This window comes from Chamaesiphon sp. GL140_3_metabinner_50 (genome assembly GCF_025361915.1).
Lineage (GTDB): Bacteria > Cyanobacteriota > Cyanobacteriia > Cyanobacteriales > Chamaesiphonaceae > Chamaesiphon.
Map to the genome: position 1 here is coordinate 1 of NZ_JANYJC010000208.1, position 20,860 is coordinate 20,860.

16 protein-coding genes are annotated in these 20,860 nt (G+C 44.4%); 12 read left to right on the forward strand and 4 right to left on the reverse strand.

Annotated elements, in window-relative coordinates:
• Window positions 1–318: 318 nt before the first annotated feature.
• Complete coding sequence (locus Q0R35_RS10485) at window positions 319–1,488, reverse strand: DICT sensory domain-containing protein (protein ID WP_295617289.1); 1,170 nt, start codon at window positions 1,486–1,488, stop codon at window positions 319–321.
• Between the two features lie 346 nt (window positions 1,489–1,834).
• Here Q0R35_RS10485 and Q0R35_RS10490 point away from each other — a divergent pair, with 346 nt between their 5' ends.
• The 8 genes from Q0R35_RS10490 to Q0R35_RS10525 all read left to right on the forward strand — a co-directional run bounded on the left by Q0R35_RS10490 (window position 1,835) and on the right by Q0R35_RS10525 (window position 13,893).
• Window positions 1,835–2,203 (forward strand): type II toxin-antitoxin system RelE/ParE family toxin, encoded by a 369-nt coding sequence (locus Q0R35_RS10490; protein ID WP_295617339.1) that lies wholly within the window; start codon window positions 1,835–1,837, stop codon window positions 2,201–2,203.
• Entirely contained in the window at window positions 2,193–2,525 is a 333-nt protein-coding gene (locus tag Q0R35_RS10495) for an XRE family transcriptional regulator (protein ID WP_295617292.1), read from the forward strand. The genes Q0R35_RS10490 and Q0R35_RS10495 overlap by 11 nt, the downstream gene beginning before the upstream one ends.
• 195 nt (window positions 2,526–2,720) lie before the next feature.
• Window positions 2,721–4,076 (forward strand): hypothetical protein, encoded by a 1,356-nt coding sequence (locus Q0R35_RS10500; RefSeq protein WP_295617295.1) that lies wholly within the window; start codon window positions 2,721–2,723, stop codon window positions 4,074–4,076.
• 81 nt (window positions 4,077–4,157) lie between these two features.
• Window positions 4,158–7,712, forward strand: a complete 3,555-nt coding sequence (locus Q0R35_RS10505) for a serine protease (RefSeq protein WP_295617298.1) — start codon at window positions 4,158–4,160, stop codon at window positions 7,710–7,712.
• A gap of 376 nt (window positions 7,713–8,088) precedes the next feature.
• Window positions 8,089–9,255: a DUF1822 family protein gene (locus tag Q0R35_RS10510; RefSeq protein WP_295617301.1), complete on the forward strand. Its 1,167-nt coding sequence runs from the start codon at window positions 8,089–8,091 to the stop codon at window positions 9,253–9,255.
• 17 nt (window positions 9,256–9,272) lie between these two features.
• Complete coding sequence (locus tag Q0R35_RS10515; protein ID WP_295617304.1) at window positions 9,273–11,168, forward strand: hypothetical protein; 1,896 nt, start codon at window positions 9,273–9,275, stop codon at window positions 11,166–11,168.
• A 177-nt stretch (window positions 11,169–11,345) separates the two neighbouring features.
• Window positions 11,346–11,996, forward strand: coding sequence for a succinate dehydrogenase cytochrome b subunit (locus tag Q0R35_RS10520; RefSeq protein ID WP_295617307.1), 651 nt, complete (start codon window positions 11,346–11,348; stop codon window positions 11,994–11,996).
• Window positions 11,983–13,893, forward strand: coding sequence for a fumarate reductase/succinate dehydrogenase flavoprotein subunit (locus tag Q0R35_RS10525; protein ID WP_295617310.1), 1,911 nt, complete (start codon window positions 11,983–11,985; stop codon window positions 13,891–13,893). The genes Q0R35_RS10520 and Q0R35_RS10525 overlap by 14 nt, the downstream gene beginning before the upstream one ends.
• A gap of 124 nt (window positions 13,894–14,017) precedes the next feature.
• On the opposite strand, the gene Q0R35_RS10530 is transcribed toward Q0R35_RS10525, so the two are convergent.
• Window positions 14,018–14,980: a PEP-CTERM sorting domain-containing protein gene (locus tag Q0R35_RS10530; RefSeq protein WP_295617314.1), complete on the reverse strand. Its 963-nt coding sequence runs from the start codon at window positions 14,978–14,980 to the stop codon at window positions 14,018–14,020.
• Window positions 14,981–15,184: 204 nt separating this feature from the next.
• Here Q0R35_RS10530 and Q0R35_RS10535 point away from each other — a divergent pair, with 204 nt between their 5' ends.
• Window positions 15,185–16,294, forward strand: coding sequence for a helix-turn-helix transcriptional regulator (locus tag Q0R35_RS10535; RefSeq protein WP_295617318.1), 1,110 nt, complete (start codon window positions 15,185–15,187; stop codon window positions 16,292–16,294).
• Here the strand turns inward: Q0R35_RS10535 and Q0R35_RS10540 are convergent.
• Window positions 16,284–16,457 carry a hypothetical protein gene (locus Q0R35_RS10540; protein ID WP_295617322.1) on the reverse strand — a complete coding sequence of 58 codons (174 nt, stop codon included), beginning with the start codon at window positions 16,455–16,457 and terminating at the stop codon, window positions 16,284–16,286. The genes Q0R35_RS10535 and Q0R35_RS10540 overlap by 11 nt on opposite strands.
• 349 nt (window positions 16,458–16,806) lie before the next feature.
• Here Q0R35_RS10540 and Q0R35_RS10545 point away from each other — a divergent pair, with 349 nt between their 5' ends.
• Genes Q0R35_RS10545 through Q0R35_RS10555 form a run of 3 tightly spaced genes read left to right on the forward strand, consistent with a single transcriptional unit; the run spans window position 16,807 to window position 18,500 of the window.
• The gene (locus tag Q0R35_RS10545) at window positions 16,807–17,931 is read left to right on the forward strand and encodes a helix-turn-helix transcriptional regulator (protein ID WP_295617326.1); all 1,125 of its coding nucleotides are present in this window, start codon (window positions 16,807–16,809) and stop codon (window positions 17,929–17,931) included.
• Between the two features lie 42 nt (window positions 17,932–17,973).
• Window positions 17,974–18,357, forward strand: a complete 384-nt coding sequence (locus Q0R35_RS10550; RefSeq protein WP_295617329.1) for a hypothetical protein — start codon at window positions 17,974–17,976, stop codon at window positions 18,355–18,357.
• Complete coding sequence (locus Q0R35_RS10555; RefSeq protein ID WP_295617332.1) at window positions 18,324–18,500, forward strand: hypothetical protein; 177 nt, start codon at window positions 18,324–18,326, stop codon at window positions 18,498–18,500. The genes Q0R35_RS10550 and Q0R35_RS10555 overlap by 34 nt, the downstream gene beginning before the upstream one ends.
• An 82-nt stretch (window positions 18,501–18,582) precedes the next feature.
• Here the strand turns inward: Q0R35_RS10555 and Q0R35_RS10560 are convergent.
• Window positions 18,583–20,860, reverse strand: a 2,278-nt coding sequence (locus Q0R35_RS10560) for a tyrosine-protein kinase domain-containing protein (protein WP_295617336.1), incomplete at its 5' end; no start/stop codon positions are given.

Below are 20,860 nucleotides of genomic sequence, written 5' to 3' on the forward strand. Positions count from 1 at the left end.
CTCACGCGAGTGGTGATGCACCGCTACAACCACCAGTTGCCGCTGATGGTCACATCCAACCTCTCATTTGGCGAGATCGAAGCCAGGTTCGGCAAGGATGGCGATGCGGTGACCGGGCGGCTACGCGAGATGGCACGAGGATTTGTGGTCGAGGGCTTCGGCGAGTGAAGCGGCGAAGCGAAACAGCGCGGCGAGGGTACGTTGTTGTTGTCGAACTGAATACCCAGCACTCTGCCCCAAAGTTCCAGCCACAACAACAACCATAACGCGACGGGGTGACGGAGCTGGCGGTATAGGCACGCTGTTGTTGCCAGATTATCACCATGCGATGTAGTCCAGAGCTTCAACCACAACAACCATAGCGACAATTAGAGTAATGGTATCATCCGACCAGGGTAATGGGTCTGGATGGTATTGATGTAGTTCGATCGCGCCAAGCAGCCGATCTTGGTGCAGTACGGGGACGATTAACCAGTCGGTAATGCCGAGTTTGGTGAGGGTGCGCTGCCAGGTTTTGGTAATGGTGACTTCGGCTAGCGAGGTAGATTCGTGGGTATTGACGACAGTTTTATAAAGCGGATTATCGGCTAGATTCCAGGCTTTACCGATGAGTGAAGTAATACTAGAGTTGGCGAGATATTCGTGGGCGATCGTGGTGTTGCGTTCGTCTTTACGATATTGATAGATAATGCACCGACTTACCCCTGTGGCTTTCCCGATTTCTTGTCCGGCAACGTGGAGAATATCCGCCGAGTTGAGCGAACGCCGAATCGCCCCGGTAATGGAGTTGACTAGGCGTTCGCGTTCTTCTTTTTCTTCGATCGATCGATACGCTTTGAGCAGCTTGTATTGACGGGCTTGTAAATAGGTCACCAGTCGCTGCACGAAGGCATCGGCACTGGCTGAATGGTCGTGGGGGATAGTCGGCAACGCAATTAGGTATTCTTGCTTCGCCTGGACGATTTTAGCCGCCAAATCGGGGCGGTAACCTTGGATGCGATCGAGTAAAATATGTGCCGCTGCGATCGTCACTTGGCGATCGAATGTCCAGATGCCTTCAAACCTGCGCGAGGCATCGATTTCGGGTAGAACTGTGGTATCTGAAGGGGGGGCAATTTTTTCGCGACAGATCAGACAAGCTGCTGACTGGGCACCGATGGCGACTAAGTGCCACTCTGAGGCAAGGGCATCGGTGCTGGTAAATGGCACCAATTCGTATTCTTCTACGCGACTAAATTCGGCATCTGGCGCGGCTAGGACATACACCTGGTCGCTAATTTCGCCCAACCGCCGATACCGATGCGCTTCTTGACGGTAAAACTTTTCTTGCTGAAAACTGGCAATCAGCAATGGTCGATCTGTCCCTGCGAGTACCCGATCTTCCATCGCATGAGATAGCGCAGTCAGGGAAGATTTAAAGTACAAGTGCGATCTCAGTTGGGGCATTTGCCGCAGTAACTCACTTAAAACCGATTGTTGATTGCTCACTATATATCCTTCTTCCCTATGGCTGCGGCAGGGTCGGGCGGCGATCTGTCACTGTCTGCGCTGTCGATCTTGGTGTCGAAGTCCAGGCAATGGGATCTTGGGGTTATCGATTTCTATATTACAGAAAAACCAGACTAAATAGTTACTGGATCGGGATTTTGAGCCGATCCCTTCACTTTTATTTACCATCGATCGATCCTGCTGGCTCGACGATCGGGATCGATCCATTTTCTAGGGCAAATCGCGGCATACTTACCGAGGGCAGGGTCATTTGCTTCGATCCCAGCAGTACTCGGAATATCTTCATTATTGCCTATAATATGCTACGTAAAGCATAATAGTAAATATAGAATGGCAAGTCCAATTACATCCCAGTTTTGAGCCAGAGTTCCTCACCCTTCCCCAGGAGGCACAAGATGAACTCTTGGCAAAAACGCTACTGCTCCAAATTTCTGGGCCGAATTTACGCCGTCCTCATGTAGATACCTTAAATGGTTCTCGTCACAGTAACATGAAGGAAATTAGGTTTAATGCAGACGATGGTGTTTGGCGGGTGGCATTTGCTTTCGATCGCCAACGGAAAGCAATTTTATTGGTGGCTGGGGATAAATCTGGCGAGAGTCAGAAGCAATTTTACAAACAACTAATTGCTCAAGCAGATCTGAGATTTAACGAACATTTGAGTAGATTGGAGCTAGAAGAGAATGACAATTAATGTTAATGATATTATTGCTAGTTTACCACCCGATCGACAAGCAAAAATTAAAGCTAGAGCGGCTGAACTGATTGCTGAAGAAATGACCTTGCAAGACTTACGAAAAGCCAGAGAGTTCACCCAGATTCGGATGGCAGAATTATTGAATATGCGCCAAGAAAATGTCTCCCGACTCGAACGGCGGGCGGATTTATTGGTTTCGACATTGCAAAGTTATATCGCTGCAATGGGTGGAGAACTATCATTAGTAGTCGAGTTCAAAGATCGACCGCCCGTGAAGATTGCTGGATTAACATCGATGATGGATGACGATCGCGAATAAGTAATAAGTAATAAGCTACGGTGCATACACAAGTCGGCTAGACTGCGTTTCGAGATCTAGATCCCCCCTAACCCACTTTTGAAAGGGGGTTAGGGGGGATCTCTAGGGTTTTCGCTTCGTGACTAGATTAATGACATCCTCTAAGAGATCGATGTATTATAAAGACAAATAATACTATCGAGATCGAGTGATTGCATGGACAGTCTCAAAACCTTCTGTGAATTTCCCAGCATCGGTGAGTCTCAAGACTATTTAACTTGGCATCGAGAGCCTCGGCTGGCGAGATATCTTCAAGGGTTAGAACATCGATCTCTAAGCCAAATAGCCGATCTATTAGTTACCAAAATACTTACTAACCCGACAGATAAATTAGCCTGCGGTTGTATTACTGCATTACTGGCACATATTTTATTTTCCGCATCTGGTAGGGCAAAAATTAGATCTCAAATTTTTAATCCACTCCAACATCATTCCACCCAAATCGAGCTAGAAGATGTTTATCAAATTGCGCTAGATATTATCTGTCAACCAGTCCACTTTTTAGCCAACTTTCAGCCAGATTCGGTTAATTGGTACGGTAGCTTAGTTCGGTATAGTCATTATCGCTTCGATCGACTGTTAATCGATCGGATTCGCAGTTTACCAGAGCTGAGTGGGTTTAAGCGCACTAATTTGGGGCTACTCGCCCGCACCAGCCCCCGCCGGATGAACATAGCCCTCACCCAGCAAGGCGAGAAAGATCTGCGGTTGCAGCAACTGTTATGGCTCCACCAGTGCTTGGTGGATGTAGTTGCCGTGGGCGGATTTGACACGAGAAATCCTCAACCCGTGCATTATGACAATCTATCAGCCCGATATCTAGAGCAGTGCGATGGAGTCGATGTGGCAATTGACGATCGTGCGACTCTCACCCAATTAGTAGTATATATGGGCACAGCCATTCGTAACTATCTCCAACCACGATCGGATGCCCTCGACAGATCGATCGGTAATAATGATGCTGAGGGTACGGCTTTAATCGATATTATTCCCGATCCGAGTCATCGTCAGCAACGATTAGAATCTGGCATTCTCAAACAAGATGTTATCGAATTATCGGCTAAATTAGCGATCGATAGCGATCGATTGTTGATGTTTTTCTATGGGTTGGATCTGACTCAGCAAGAAGTAGGCATCGAGTTAGATTGCCACCAAACCACTGCCAAACACCGCCGCGATCGCTGTTTTACACAATTAGCCAAAGATTTACACGCCAAAATCTTTCGAGATGAAGATTTATCGATCGAACTGCTCGATGTAATTGTCGATGCATTAGCCACAATTTATGAAGATATATATCCAGAATTATTATTAGAAATACTGGCACTTGCGATTGCCGATGTTAAGATAATTGAGCCAAGTCCGATCGAGTTATTTATCGATTACCTGCAACAGCGGTGGGAATTTAACTTCAAGCCAGCTCAGATGGGATTGACTAAAGCTACCACCTTTGCAAGCTGCCGAGCGACAGAGAGCCACCGTCTTCAAGCAGTCGGCGATCTGGTTCGATAAATTTTTAGGGCAGTCGTGCATTATGCTCGTAAAAATGCCCAATAGCACGATTAGAACCAATTTAATTACACCTTAAATCTGATGTATAGTAAATATTTAGTACCGATCGCGCTATTAATTGCCACTCCCGCAGCCCTCGCCGCTACACCGCCAGTAACGCAGCAGCAAAATCGGATCTCGCAGATCGATCGAGTGGCAAAAAAAATTAGTGTCAGAATCGAAGCTTATAATAATAAAGGCGAATTCACCGAGCATGGCTCTGGGGTATTAGTCAGTCGTCAAAAAAACGTATATACTTTACTCACCGCCGATCACGTTCTGCATTATCGAGCTAAAGATGGCAGCAAGCAATTAGATGGCAAAATTAAAAGTACTCGCTTTAAAATAGTTACGGCAGACGGTAATAAATATTCGATCGAACCCAACTCTATTCGCCGTCAATCTGTCCTCGATTTAGCTACTTTTAAAATTAGTAGTAATAAATCTTACCAACTCGCCAGTATCGCGGCAACAGATCGAGTCGCTTACTCATTTTCCGATCGAGACTGGACATTTGTTGCCGGATATCCAGATCCGACAAAATTCAACCGGAAGCCTGAGCAATGGTTATGGTATACCAGTGTTGGTAGTTACTTTACCAGAGAACAAAACTTCTTTGCTACTAAAAATAATAACTCTAGTACCGCAGGTTACGAGCTTGTTTACAATAATTTAACTTATGGTGGCATGAGCGGCGGAGCAGTTTTAAATAGTCAAGGACAACTAATCGGAATTCATGGCAGACAAGAGAATTTAGCAACTGGATATGGATTGAGTTTAGGGATACCAATTGGGGTATTTAATAGTTTGACTAATGCTTTAGGTGTTGACAGCAAAGCACTCAATTATCAAGCAGTATTACCAGCATTGAGTTCGCAAGAAAATAAAATTCTCAATGCCCAAGTTACCCAACGCCAAAAAACAGAACTTAGTAACACGCCCGCAGCAACTACAGAATATCAATGGCTGAGTAAAGGGGTACAACAAATTAGAATTGGGCAAACAGATAGTGCATTGACATCTCTGAATAATGCAATTAAATTGCAACCAAACCTAGCAGCAGCGTACTATACGAGGGGAATGTTATTTAGCGGACAAAATAAACAAGATGCAGCAGTAAAAGAGTTCGATCGGGCGATTCAATCTTGTCGTGAATATCAAGTTGTCTGCATTTCGGCATTGCGTGAGAAGAGTCTCAAGGCTATCTATAATGGCGACTATGCGATTGCCTTGAGTGCGATCGATAAAGCGATCGAACTCGATGCAGAAGAGGCATATTTATACGATATTAAAGGTGATATTCTCACTAAACTCAAACGTTTTCCAGCCGCAATTACTAGCTACAATAAAGCGATCGCCCTCAGCCCCAACCCTTACTTCTACTACGATCGCGGTATTGCCTACTATCAAAGCGGTAATAAGCAACAGGGTATTGCTGACTTTAAAGAAACCTTTAAACGGAATCCTAATGCAGTTCAGTTGTATATGGCGACAGTCTCAGATTTATACAAAGTTGAAGATCCGATTATTATCGATACTTTAAGTGCGATTATTACCCTCAGACCTCAATTAGTTGAAGCTTATATTTATAGGGGCAATGCTTATCGATTGTTCTATCAAAATAGTTTGTCAAAGCTAGATTATCAAACAGCAAAAAAGTTATTTGCTAGCGGTAAAGCTGAATTCATCTATGCTCAGAGTAAGCCAGCACAAGCAAAACACGAACAGCTTATACTAGCTGCTATCTATAAAAGCCTAGAAGAATATCCTCAAGCTTTAGCAATCTACAATCGGGCAATTGTCAGCGATGCGGAAAATCCCCGTAATTATATCAATCGTGGTAGCTTACTCGCCAAGTTAGATCGCTATCCAGCCGCTTTGCTAGATTATAATCGCGCGATTGAGATCGCACCAGATGATGCTACTTACTATGGAAGTCGGAGTTCGATTTATGAGAAGTTAAACCGGAAACCCGAATCCGTAGCCGATCTTAGTCGCCAGATTGAAATATTAACTCAATCGAATGACTTAAAAAGTTTAGCTTCTGCTTACAGCAACCGCTCTCTAAAATACTTTATCGCCGGAAATTATGCCCCGGCACTTGCTGACTCCAATCGAGCGATCGAACTCAATCGAACTTATGGTTTTGCATATCATTTACGAGCCGGAATTTATAGTCGAGTTGGTAATAATTTAGTTGCAATTGCTAATGAGACTAAATATATTGAATTACTCGAAGCAGAAATAAATCCTAACTTTGAAAATGCAGCGATCTTTTATCTAATTCCCGCCTATGCCGAGCGCGGAAAATATTATCAAGCAGTCGGTAAAGTAGCTGAGGCTCAAGCCGATTGGCAGAAATCACTCACATTCGATCTTCCTAAAATCGATAATCGAGAGATGCAGATTTCTGCTTATATAGCTAGAAGTTGGGTAAATCAAAATTTAGAGCGATATACTGAAGCGATTGCCAATCTTAATATAGTACTAAAATTAGACCCCAAAAATGCTGATGCTTATCGAGATCGGGGCGTAGCTAAAGTCCGACTCGATCGATATTCCGAAGCAGTTACCGATCTTTCAGCCGCAATTGCTCTCGATCCAAATGAAGGTGTGACGTATTTTGGTCGCGCCACAGCTTATTCATTTTTAGGCAAATATTCAGCAGCACTGCTCGATATCGATCGAGCACTTCAACTCAAGTCTCCGTCTTTTAGTGAAAGTCAACTATATACATCTCGTGCGAGAATGTATTCCCTGAGTGGCGATCTGACTAATTCAATTAAGGATCTAGATCGAGCAATTAAACTTCAGCCATTAGCAGAACGTTATGGAGCGCGAGGACTTGCCTATAGTAGTTTGGGACAATACGATCGAGCTATGCAGGATCTAGAACTGGCAATTCAACTCGAAAAAGCTCCGACTGACAAAGCTGAATATATTAGCGATCGAGGTAGTAGCTATTTTCAGCAGGGTAAATACGATCTGGCATTAGCAGATTATAATACTACTCTACAACTCGATCCTAAATCTACACTTAACTATCTACGACTAGGGCGCGTATATTACAAACTTGGCAAATATGCCGAAGCATCGATCGCGATCGATACAGCTTTAAAACTAGACCCAAAACAAGCATCTCCTTATTCAGTAGCAGCTCATTCATTAATGGGTAAAATTTATGTCAAACAAAATAATCTGCCCCAGGCTAAAGCCGCCAGAGATCGAATGAACGCGATTAATTTAGACAATCGCTCGACGGCGATCGCATCTAGTAAACATACTAATTTGGGCTTTCTTCAATACGATCTCGGTGAAATTGAAAATGCCATGTCTAACTGGAACCGCTCATTAAAACTTAATCCAGGTACAAACTATGAATCTCAATTAGCGATCGCTAGCGTGCTGTACAGTCAGGGTAAAGTTGATGAAGCAATTCTCTTAGCCAAACCAATTTTAAGTCGCTATCCACATCTCAAGAATCCTCAGTACCTCAATCAATCATTATGGAGTTCGGAGTTGTTAGTATTGGCAAATAAAATGTATAGCGATCGTCAATTAAATAAGATTATTTGGAATGTTAATGTCAAAAGTTAGCATCGATTAATTGCCCTCATCCCCAACCCTTTTCCCTGAGGGAGAAGGGAGCCAGATTCAAAGTCTCTTTCTTTGAGGGCTACCGCGTACCGACATCTCTTGCTCGAAGCGAAATTGGTGGGAATCCCCCTGTCTTGTCGGTTTTTTATTCGGGGGGAACCCCCGAATAAAACCGCCGCTAAATCCCCCTTTCCAAGGGGGACTTTTAAAGCCCCCTTGGAAAGGGGGTTGGGGGATTGGGATCTCAAAACGAAGTCTATCCGACTTGTGTATACACCGTAGCTCTGAGGGAGAGGGCTATTTTAAAAAGTAGGATACTCCCTACATAAATAATATATAAATCTTTTATTTACTACTCGGTAGTAAGCATCTAAATATGTTGAATTTAGAACGAATAAACCAAATAGATCGAGAGACAATTTGGTTAGAAATTACCGATACCGATCTCCAAATTACCGAACCATTACCGCAGCTTTATTCTAATCGGGCTGGTTTAAACTATGCCCGATCGAACAAATTATGCCTGCATAAATTTAGAGCGTGGTTGACAGCATCGGAGATAGATTATACCCCTAGTTCAGATGCTGAAATGCATTCTCTCTGGGATGTTGTTAATGGTTGTGCGATTGAGATTGGTAAAACTAGACTAATTTTAATTCCTACCGATACACTCGATCGCGACGAAATCTGCGTACCACAAGAATGGGTAGATTTACCTAATTTAGCTGGCGATTATTATCTCGCAGTCCAGATCGATCTCGATACCAAATTGATGAATATTTGGGGATTTACCTCTCACCGCACTCTCAAACAACAGGGTGAATATAATACTCACAATCGCACTTACAGTCTGCCCACCGAGCGATTAGTTGCCAATCTGGATATATTATGGATGGCGCAAGAGTTAAATCTTAATGAAGTGGTGGCTACCCCAGAATTACCCGATTTAAATTTAGATCGTGCGATCGAATTAATTCACCAATTAAGTACGCCATCTCTCTATTCACCCCGGACTAAAATTGCATTTTCCCAATGGGGAAGCATTCTTAATAATCCCAATCTTCGCAACCAATTATATCAAACCCGATTGCAACAAGCAGCCCTCGCACAGACACCCGCGCCTACTTTTAGTTTGTCCGATTGGCTGCAAGCTAAATTTAGTAATGCCACTGCGAGTGGATGGGGAAATTATTACCAACCAGCAATCGTCAAAAGTAATGGTACGGTAGATCGATCGAAGTTAATTAATCTTCAAATGGAGTTGATGCAACACAACGTAGTGTTGCTAGTCGGCATTGTCGCCCAACCCGATGGGGAGATGCGAGTATTAGTCCAGATCCATCCAGGTAGCGACGAACGAATTATTCCGCCGCAATTGCAATTGAGTTATCTAGATGAAAACGGGGCGATTTTACGCACAGTAGTAGCTAGAAATAATGATGATTATATTCAGTTACCATCTTTCACCTGCTCGGTGGGAACAGAATTTAGCATCCAATTACAGCTAAATTGTTTGCTAGCAATCGAACGTTTTGTAGTTTAAACCGCTCGGATCTTACTATGAAAAAAATTATCATTAAATTAGGCAATGGCGATCTAGACTCTGGCTTTAGCTCTGTTAATATCGAACTTCAAGGTGACAATCTCCAGCCGTGGCAAAATCTATGTAGCTTACCAGCCGCACCAGATTTAAAGTCATCCCTAAATCAGTGGGAGTTGTTATATAAAGAGATCGTACGGCTGAATCGGGATGAGCCGCATCGGGGGGTAAAATTTGCAGAGCAAGCCATTACTAATGTTTCGATTCAAGATTTACGAAATCTGCACGATCGGCTTAAAATAGAATTAAATAAATGGCTAGATCGCAGTGAGTTTGCTGGCATTGAAAAATCGTTGCGAACGAAGCTTAATATTAATGAAGAAATTACAATTATTATTCAGGCTTCACAGCGATCGATCTGGCAATTACCCTGGTATTTATGGAATTTCTTGACCGATTATCCATTAGCGGTAGAAGTATTTAGCAATCCTGAGAATACTGATGTTAGTAATCCGCTCGTTGTGCCCAACGGTAAGGTAGATATCCTGGCTCTATTCGGGACAGATCCGCTATTAAACCTCGATCGCGATTTGCAGTGCTTAAAATCGCTGCCAGATGTCAATCTTAAACCATTTGAAACTACCTCTGCTCAAGCTGTTGTCGATCGATTAAATATAGACGATCCGAATATTCTCTATATCAGCGGACATGGAGAAAGTGTAGAATATGAAAGCGAGTTAGAGGGAGTTATTTATCTCAGTGCTCAAACATCTTTAGAAATTAGTACTCTCAAAACTGAAGTAAAAAAAGCAGTTACCTGTGGGTTGCAGATTGCAATTTTTAACTGTTGTAGTGGTTTGGGCATCGCTCATCAACTCAGTGATGTTAACATTACCTACCTAATTGTAATGCGGGCGGAAATTCCCAATCGGATCGCTCAAGATTTTTTAGAGAAATTACTGCTTGAATATAGTAACGGTGCAGATTTTGTCAGAGCTTTTCAATTAGCACGCGATCGGATCTCGATCTCTACTGAATCTTGGCTGAGGTTTTCTAGTTGGCTCCCAGTCTTATTTCATAATCCACTCAGTCATCCGGTAAGTTGGCAAGATTTTAGGGGCAATACTAAATCTGAATCTAGCCCCAATTATTTTGGCAAGATCTGTCGAGCTATTTCTGCGCCTAAATATAGATTATGGACTAGTTTAAGTTTAAGTCTAATTTTAGCTGGCTTGAGTATGGGTCTAAAATCGATCGAGCCTGTCGATCGATTAGACAATATTGCGATCGATCTACTATCACAGGTTCAACCATCTGATGATGAAAATATCATTTTACTCAAACCACCGCTGAGAATATTAGGAAAATTAAACAATCCGCAGACATTAACTGCTGCTATCGAAAAAATCGAACGCAATGCCAAGCCGCAAGTGTTTATAACAGATCGTAGCCTCTCCCGATATTTACCAACTACTTCACCAGAGCGTCAGTGGAAGTTAAACAATCGGGTATTCGATCGATTAACTGCTATTACAACTGATAGTGTCACAGAGTTATCCTTAGCACAACTCAACGATCTATTTAATGGTAAAATAATTTTAATTGGCGATGCCGATACTTTAATCGATCGACCTTTGAGTTCAGATCGTCGCACTCTAAATCCAAATCTCAATTTACTCAAAATTCAATCTAAATCCGAAAATTTTATCTGGATTTTCGGGTGGTGCAATCTATCGGCATTAGCATGGCAAATGAGGGCAAGATTTATCCCCACAACTATCGCGATAGTTGGCAGTCAAGTTATATTAGGTGGAGTACTGCTGATAATGGGAAATGGCATCCCGATCGTCATTACCTCGATCGTCATTATTAGTGCTGGAATAATCTTACATCGTGCCTCACAACACAGCTACTAGTGGATATAGCAATTCTAAATCAGAAGCTATCCGATCTTCTTTCTTTCTCTGCGCTCTTCACGCGCCTCTGCGGTTCAAAACATCCAGATCTCAATTCTCACAAATTAAATAGGATTGTTATAGTGGATAGTGGATAATGCGGTAATCATCCATTCGATCGAAGCATTAATAACCGAAATGAAACTGGCAACCCCCCATACCTCTTCCATTAGCCGTAAAGTCATTATGGCTGGTACTGGTTTATTTCTAACCCTATTTCTGATCGTCCATCTCGGTTTAAATGCGACCATTTTAGCAAATGATGGCGGGGGATTATTCGATCGCACTGCCGATCTATTGCGGCATAATTGGGGACTGCATGGTTTAGAAATATTAGTCTGGGGTGGCTTTATCGTCCATATTTGGCAGGGTGCATCGCTAACTCTGGGCAACCAGTCGAAACGCAGCACGCCGTATGCTGTCAGTGCTGGCACTTCGTTCGATCCCGCCCGCTGGATGGGGCTTTTGGGCGCGATCGTGCTAGCATTTTTAATACTTCATCTGTATCAGTTTTGGCTGCCAAATCTGCTAGGTACCGCTGCTGCTGACTTATCCGCGCAAATGCAATCGACGATGAACCAGTGGTGGGTAGTAATTATTTATGGATTGGGTTGTCTGGCTGTGGCGGCTCATTTAGTCCACGGCTGGCGGAGTGCGATGGTGACATTGGGTATCGCCGATCGATATCGACAATGGCTCACAGTTGCTGGTACGATCTTGGCGATCGTCGTACCATTAGGTTTAGCTGCAATTCCGATCGCCCTCTTCACTAGCCATGCTCCACTCTAAAATCCCCGCCGTACCGCTGGCTCAACAGTGGCAAACTTATCAAGAAACCGCGCGGCTGATCAGCCCAGCGAACAAACGTCAGCTCGAAATTATCGTCATCGGGACGGGGCTGGCTGGTGCATCTGCCGCTGCTACCCTCGCCGAGCAGGGTTATCGAGTTAAAGCCTTCTGTTTCCAAGATTCGCCGCGTCGCGCCCATAGCATCGCCGCACAGGGCGGGATTAACGCCGCCAAGAATTATCAAAATGATGGCGATTCCGTCCAGAGATTATTTTACGACACCATTAAAGGCGGCGACTATCGATCGCGCGAAGCCAACGTTTATCGGTTAGCGAGCATCAGCACCAAAATTATCGACCATTGCGTCGCTCAAGGTGTCCCCTTCGCGCGAGAATATGGCGGAATGCTAGCCAATCGCTCCTTCGGGGGTACCCAGGTACAGCGCACTTTCTATGCGGCGGGGCAGACGGGGCAACAACTATTACTCGGTGCCTATCAAGCCCTAGAGCGGCAAGTCGCACTGGGCAACATTACCATGTATACCCGCCATGAGCTGCTCGAAATCGTCCAGATTGAGGGCAAAGCACGGGGCATTATCGCCCGTAATTTACTAACTGGCGGGTTAGAGCGACACTTTGGTAATGCCGTTCTATTATGTTCTGGCGGCTATAGCAACGTCTTTTATCTCTCTACCAACGCGATGGGAAGTAACGTTAGTGCCACCTGGAAAGCTCACAAACAAGGTGCCCTATTTGCCAATCCCTGCTTTACCCAAATTCATCCTACCTGCATTCCCGTCGCGGGCGAACATCAGTCGAAATTAACCCTGATGTCCGAAAGTTTGCGAAACGATGGTCGAATTTGGGTGCCCAAAACCCTCGACGATCCGCGCTCTGCGGCAGAAATTCCCGATCGAGATCGCGACTACTTTTTAGAGCGTCGTTACCCCGCCTATGGCAATCTCGTCCCCCGCGATATCGCCTCGCGCGCGGTCAAAGAAGTGTGTGATGCAGGTTTTGGGGTCGGGCGGTCTAAACGGGCTGTATATCTCGATTTTGCCGCAGCTCTGGCACGAGATGGACGCGAAGTATTTCAGAATAAGTATGGCAATTTGTTCGCCATGTATACCCAAATTACTGGCGAAGACCCCTACACCGTACCGATGCGGATTTATCCCGCCGTACACTATACGATGGGCGGCTTGTGGGTAGATTACGAACTAATGACGAGCATCCCCGGATTATATTGTCTGGGCGAAGCTAACTTTAGCGAACATGGTGCCAATCGGCTGGGAGCTTCGGCATTAATGCAGGGTTTGGCAGATGGTTATTTTGTGATTCCGGCGACGATTAGTAATTATCTAGCTAATGATATCGGGATGTCGCCAATCTCGATCGATCGTCCGGAATTTTGCCAAGCCGAAGCCGCTGTTAAAGCCAGACTCGATCGATTAATCTGCATTCGGGGTACCAAAACCGTCACTAGCTTCCATCAGCGATTGGGGAAAATTATGTGGGCGCATTGTGGCATCGTCCGTACCGAAGCCGGATTGAAGTCGGCAATTGCCGAACTTCAGGCTCTCCAAGTAGAATTCTGGCAAGATGTCAAAATTCCCGGTACCGTTAATTCACTCAATTCCGAACTCGATCTCGCCCAGCGCGTGGCAGATTTTCTAGAACTCGGCGAATTAATGTGCGTCGATGCCCTCCACCGTCAAGAGAGCTGTGGCTGTCATTTCCGCACGGAATCCCAAACCGAACTAGGCGAAGCCCAACGTCAAGATGCCGAATACGCCCACGTCGCCGCCTGGGAATACCAACACCCGCATCAATGGCAATTCCACCCCGAAGCCCTAAAATTCGAGCTAGCCCAATTTAGCCAACGTTCTTATAAATAACATCCTGCTGAATAGATGCTACTCGATCTATAATAAAAAGCGAGCGAATCTGATACTCGATCGCCTATTTCAATAAACCCTGTTTTTCGAGCTAGCTCGTAGCATCTACAGCAAAAGAACCGAGCTATGATTTAGCAGTCGATCTAAGCTTTTTTCTCATCCGCAATGCTGCCGTCCCACCGATGAGAGTACCGACAACTGTAAAGGGTTCGGGGACTGCTGCGGGAGTAGACAGCGTGGGTGCAAACGCGATCGAAAAAGGTGTATTTCCAGTAGTCGCAAAAGTGCTGACAGATCCCAATGTGTTAATCTTCTCGATCCTACCGGAATCTGCTACAAAGAGATTGCCGCTTTCATCAAAGGCTAGATCGCCAGAAAGACCATTAATACTGCCAGTGGACGCTAATGTTGTTGTTGAGAATTTAATGATGATGTTTCGTCCGACATCGGAGAGTGCGGCGTTGCCGCTGGAATCCACTGCCAGACCAGTAAATGCCGAAAGTGCGCTACCTGGATTGGAAGTAACATTTCCCAATGGCGTAATCTTGTTAATGCGGGCACCACTTAGTATATCGAAATCTGTTTCAAAAAGATTGCCGCTAGCATCAAACGCCAGATCGTAGGGGCGACGGAGTCCAGATACAAAGGTGCTAACATTTCCTGACGGTGTAATCTTTTCAATATTGTCAGCGAAGTAATTGGCGGCGAAGAGATTACCACTGGCATCAAAGGCAAGACCGAAAACGGGATCGGCAAGTCCAGACACAAAAGTGCTGACATTTCCTGACGGGGTGATTTTTTTAATGCTGTTATTGCGAGCGGCACTTTGATCTGATACATACAGATTGCCGCTGGCATCGAACGCAATCCCTCTAGGACTATTGAATCCTGATGCAAAAGTACTGACAGCTCCTAGCGATGTGATTTTTCCGATCGTACCATTGCTAAAGTCACTAAAATAGAGATCCGCAGCAGATGCCGCAATCGGTATAGAGACAACAGATGCAGTAATTAGACCAATTCCACCGATCGCCAGCTTAGCTCGCAGGAAACTTGTTGCTGATATTGCTAAAGATGCTGATTTCATTGCCTGTTTCAATCCTGTATGTTTGCTATGAGGATATATTGTGGGTATGAAAAAATCAATTCGTCATTTGACCCAGACAATCGTAAAGTTTTTTAAATTTTGATGACGATCGCCTGAAACCGCTACAAAAATCGTGGGTTACTTCAGAGGTACTTCATTCGAGCATTGTTGTGTGAGCATATGGAAATTTTGTCGAGTGATGATGTGCAGAAACTCAACCACAGTATTCAGCAACTTTATACCCTCCATGCTCTCGATACTTTTGGTACAAATGCGCTGTCGATCGTGTCTCGGCTCGTTCCTAGCGATCTGCCAGTGTTCCATTCCACTCATGTCAGAACGCGCCAAATTTCGTCTACCTTTTTACCCAACTTTCCTGGCTTTACCCCCGAACTAGAATGGGCGGCAAATCGATATTCCGGCGAACATCCCATTACTCAGCACATGCCACAGACGCTCGCGGGAGTTTACAAGGTTTCCGATTTTGTCACTCAGGAACAACTGCATCGCCGCGCCGGAATCTATCAGCAGTTTTTGCGACCGTTGAATACAGAAGACCAGATGTTTTTGTTTCTCCTCAATCCTCATCCCTTGAGTTGGGTCAAACTTTTACAAGCCGAAGCAAACCTGGTCGGATTTGCATTACATCGTCCTCAGCGCAACTTTACCGAACGCGATCGTACAGTACTCAATTTACTGCGCCCTCACTTGTATCAGGCACATCGCAATGCGCGAAAATATCAGCAATTGCAACAAAATATCAACCAACTTCAGCAGTCTCTCGATTGTCTGGGCGTGGTAACTTTGGATACTCAGGGACGGGTAAAATCGATGGCACCACAAGTTTCGGTTTGGTTGGAAACTTACTTTAAAAAACCCACTTGCTCTCAGCAACTTCCAGATCTATTGCGATCGTGGGTCGAGTATCGAGTAAATTGTCTCAAACACCCAAACAACCTACAACAGGCTTGTTTGCCATTGCGAATTCAACATGCCGAGCGAGAATTAGTAATTAGATTAGTCATCGAACCACCTGGCGATCGATATTTACTGATATTTGAAGAACGAGATCTATATTTGTTAAATTCTCTAGAAATATTGGGATTGAGCGATCGCGAAACTGAGGTTTTATATTGGATGATGCAGGGTAAAGATAATAAAGCGATCGCGATGCAACTGAGCATTCATCCAGGGACAGTTCGTAAACACCTAGAAAATATTTATAGCAAACTGGACGTAGAGAGCCGCACGCAAGCGATCGCGCAGGCATTGACAAAACTGGGCTTATTAAATTCTTTGCCACTTAGCCGATAGTTGGAGATCGCCAATGAGTATGCGTGACTTGGCTTTGACCTGTTGTAGAGCGAGCGACTTTTGGGTGCGAATTTGGCGTAAAAAGGGGAATTGGTTTAATCAGAAATAGGGCGATGACCATGCCATAGACCGATAATTCCCAATCTGTAAGGTGCGAAAACATAAGCGAGTGACCAGAGGTAGAAGTTCGATTCTCTTGCAGAGAGGCTCTGCCAACGATTTAATCGAGTGCCAATAGTGACACTCGATGTTGCGCTATAAAGCTGTGAGTTTTAGTTCGTGAAGAACCATTTAAATGCTACATTGCTGGTAGGAAAGAATCAATTCGTCATTTGACCCAGATGGCGATCGCGTGTGTGTACCTAATTAATTGCCTGAAAACCTTTGCCGAAAACAGCTTTGAGTGTTTTAGATAGATTAAGAATTACAAATTTTTCTACTGCTGAGGTAGTACATGCCAAAATTGTGGGTTAGTTTAGAAATTAGCCATCTCACTATTGCAGTTGAGATTTATGGAACTTTCGATCGCACAGACAGCACACCTTCACTTGGGTATTCAGCAACTTTATACCCTCCAAAATCTCGACACTTTTGGTGTAAATGCATTGACAATCGTCGATCGCTTGGTTCCTGGCGATCTTCCAGAATTTCATCTTACTAACCTGCGGACGCGGCAAATTTCGTCTAGCTTTTTGCCAGACTTTTTGGGCTTTACGCCAGCAATGGAAAAGGTGATGCAGCAACATTTTGGAGAGCATCCCATCGCCCAGCAGATGCCACTAACGCTCGATGGCGTTCATAAAATCTCTGATTTTATCACTCGGCAAAAATTACACAGTTTGGAGGGACTTTATCAGCAGTTTTTACGACTGCTCGATACAGAAGACCAAATGGTATTTTTCTTGCCAAATATTAATGCTGTTAATTCGCTCGAACCGATCCAAATAGATCCAATTCTGGTGGGGTTTTCAATGCATCGCCAGTGGGGTAAGTTTACCGAGCGCGATCGACTGGTACTGAGTCTATTGCGCCCGCACTTATCCCAAGCATATAATAACGCTCAACAGTATCACCAATTACAACAAGATCGCGATCGAGTGCAGCAATATTTACACGATCTTGGTGCGATTGTCTTAGATAGTGAAGGTAGAATCCAATCGATTGCGCCTCAAGCCTCAACTTGGCTGTCGAGCTATTTCACAACATCTACTTGCTCTGCAAGACTTCCAGACCATTTGTGGTCGTGGGTCAAGTATCGAGTTAGTTGTTTGAGTGACGCAATCGATCTCAAAACTTGTTTGTCGTTGAGAATTCAACAGGACGGGAGGGAATTAACAATTCGGTTAGTTATCGAACCGTTAGGACGATATATATTAATTTTAGAAGAACAAATCCGCTGCTCATTAAATTCATTAGCATTCTTAGGATTGAGCCAACGAGAAACTGAGGTATTAGCATTAGTAATTCAGGGCAAAGATAATAAAGCGATCGCCTCTCAATTGAGCGTTCATGCTAGTACGATCCGCAAGCACTTAGAAAATATTTACGCTAAACTTAATGTCAGAAGTCGCACTGAAGCGATCGCCAAGGTATTAGATAAACTCGGATTTCTCCATTCTTTGCAACTTAGCCGATAGTTGGAGATCATTTGTAAGATTCGAGAGGATAGAGAAGTAAAAATGACTCCAACTTTTCAATTAGCTTCCTCGCTGTCAGACTTGGTAATTTTAGGATTGCTGAATGAAGACAATACCAGTCGGTTGTCAACAGCTCGGTCTTTGTCAACTAGCCAGTTCAATTTAATTTATAACGCTTTCTCATTGGCGATTCCAGCGATGTTTGGCTCCGCCCTATTTTTCTTGAGTGCTCAAGCACAAGTAGCACAGAAATATCGGTTAGCATTAGTCATTTCGGCGGTCTTAGTTAGCATCGCTGGCTATCACTACTTCCGGATCTTCGACAGTTGGGGTGCAGCCTACAGCTTACAGAATGGCGTTTATACCCTCACTGGCGTACCGTTTAATTTGGAGTGCAACTCGGTTATACGCTCGCCGATGTCCTAGCCAAGCCGATATATGGTCTGTATATATTTGGGATTGCCGTCGCCAAAACCAAATTCGATCGAGAGCAGGGTAATGGCAACGGGATGGCGCATGATGCCCCCGAACTAGACATAGTTCCTGCAACAGTCAAGGTTCAGTCCTAGCACAAGGGCAACAATCTAAATGTTAGCAAGGGCATGGGGTGTAAACTCCATGCCCTTGCGATTAGCTACCTTTAGCTGGGTTCTAGACAGGTACTACCGTCGGTGAATAATATGCACTAGTGGCATATTGAGGATCGGCGACCATATTTACGACCAAACCCAACACATTTACTTTCGATACTGCTAGGGTTTCGATCGATTGTCGCAATACTTCGCGATGCACTCGACCGAGCCGCGATACTATTAATAATCCATCTGTATGGGGAATTAGTAAAAGTGAATCGGCAAAATTAAGCGGTACGGTATCATAAATTACGAGATCGAAATTCCGTTCGCAAGTTTTCATTAAATCTTTCATCCGTTTGGAACTTAAAATATTCGTCGGATCGAGGGAGATCGAACCAGACAAGAGAATATATAAGTTTTCTTCGCCGGGGAGGAGTTGGACTGTATCCATTAGCTTAGAATTACCAGCAATGATATCTGTCAAACCATGAATTAGATCGGTACGATTGTTGCGATCGACTAAATTTTGTAAACTAGGTTTGCGAAGATCGGCATTGACGAGTAATACCCGCTGACCCATTGCTGCTGCGGCTTGAGCCAACTGAATTGCGACTGTTGTCTTGCCTTCATCGGGTAATGATGAACTGATAACTATCGATCGAATCGGCGCATCCGGACTCAGCAATCTAATTTGAGAATTGAGAGCGCGGAAAGACTCGATAAATGGTGAAAATCGATAGCGATTGTTGACACTAATCGACTCTTTTTTATGGATGGCAGAAATAGTCCGTTTCGCTTGGCTAACGGGTGTATCGTTGACTTTGAGTTCGTCTTCGCGATTGGGAATCATCCCCAAAATTGGCAAGTCGAGTTCTTCGCGTAAGTTTTTGAGTGAATAAATGACATTATTCATTTTATCTACAGCTAGAGCTACTCCCGCCCCAATTAATAAGCCTAATATTCCACCGAGAGCCAGATCTTTGGCTATTCCAGAAGAGGCAGTCGAGCTAACTGAAGGTACAGCAATTAATTCCCACGGTACCTCTTGACGAGCGGCATCGATCGTCAATTCTTCGCGTTTTTGGAGAAACTTACTCAGGCGTTCGGTGGCAATTTTTAATTGTCGTTGAAGGGTTTCATATTGACGAGAAATAATGGGAAGTTGACCCGTTTCGCCAGATAGGGTTTGACTGGCAAGATTGAGGCTGGTAAGTTTGGCTTCTAAAACTTTTACTTGAGTCGCGGCGGCAATTAATTGCTTGCTGAGATCTTGACGCAGGGCATTTTGATAGGGGAGCGACTGAGCGTTGGGAATGCTTCCAGACAGGCTGCTACCTAGAGTAGACTTAGCTGTTTGCTTGAGTAGGGGTAATAAATTAGCCCGTTTGGCTCGCAGTGAAATAATTTTAGGATTCTCCTCGGTTAATTCTGCCGATTGAATCTGTAACTCTGCATCTAGCTCTCGCAGTTGTTTGACTAATTGTTGATATCCGGGTGCTTCACTGAGTACGGAAGCGGCTTCTGCACCGTTGGGTTGGAGTTGAATTTGCTGTTCGAGCGATTTATAGAGTTGTTTGGCTTTGGCGAGTTCGACTTGAGTTGTCGATTGCTCTTGGCGGGTGCTGCTGGTTTGGGTACCGAGTTGGGTACCGAGCGTACTGGGATCGATGAGCTGATGTTTTTCCCTAAATTTTTGGAGTGCTAATTCTAGATCGCGAACTTGATTTTTGACTGTGGGTAATTGGGTATCGACAAATTGAATCGCCCGTCGGACGTTAGTTTGACGTTCGCGGAGACTGTATTGAATATAAGTATCGGCAACCAGTTTGAGTACTTTTTGGGTTTCGGCTTCGGAAGTAGAATGGTAGTTAACTTTGAGAATTTTGGTTTCTGATTGGTCTTTGAGTCGATCGATCGTTAAAGATTCCCGCAGGGATTCGTACGAAATTTTAGGATTGGTAGTTTGAAGTTGTTTAACTACTGGATTTAAGATTTTATCGCTGAGCAGAATTTGAATTTGAGTGGGATAATCCAGAGTTGTTTTTGAAGATTGGGCACTGCTTAAATCGCCATCGGAACTACTAGTTCGATCGCCGTTATTAATGGCTGAGGCAACCTGACCTTCGGCTGTAACGGGTTCGATTAAGATATTGAAGCTGCCTTCATATGCTGGTGGTTTCGTCTTGCCTAAGACCATCATCGCCCCGCTGGTGAAGACACAGGCGATCGCCAGAATCCACCATCTTCGCTGGATGGCTTTAATTACTAAGTCGAGATCTAAACCCCCTTCTTCGTTAGAACTACCAGCTAACTTCACGCCAGGATTGAGGGTTTCGCTCTGAGATCGTTGGATC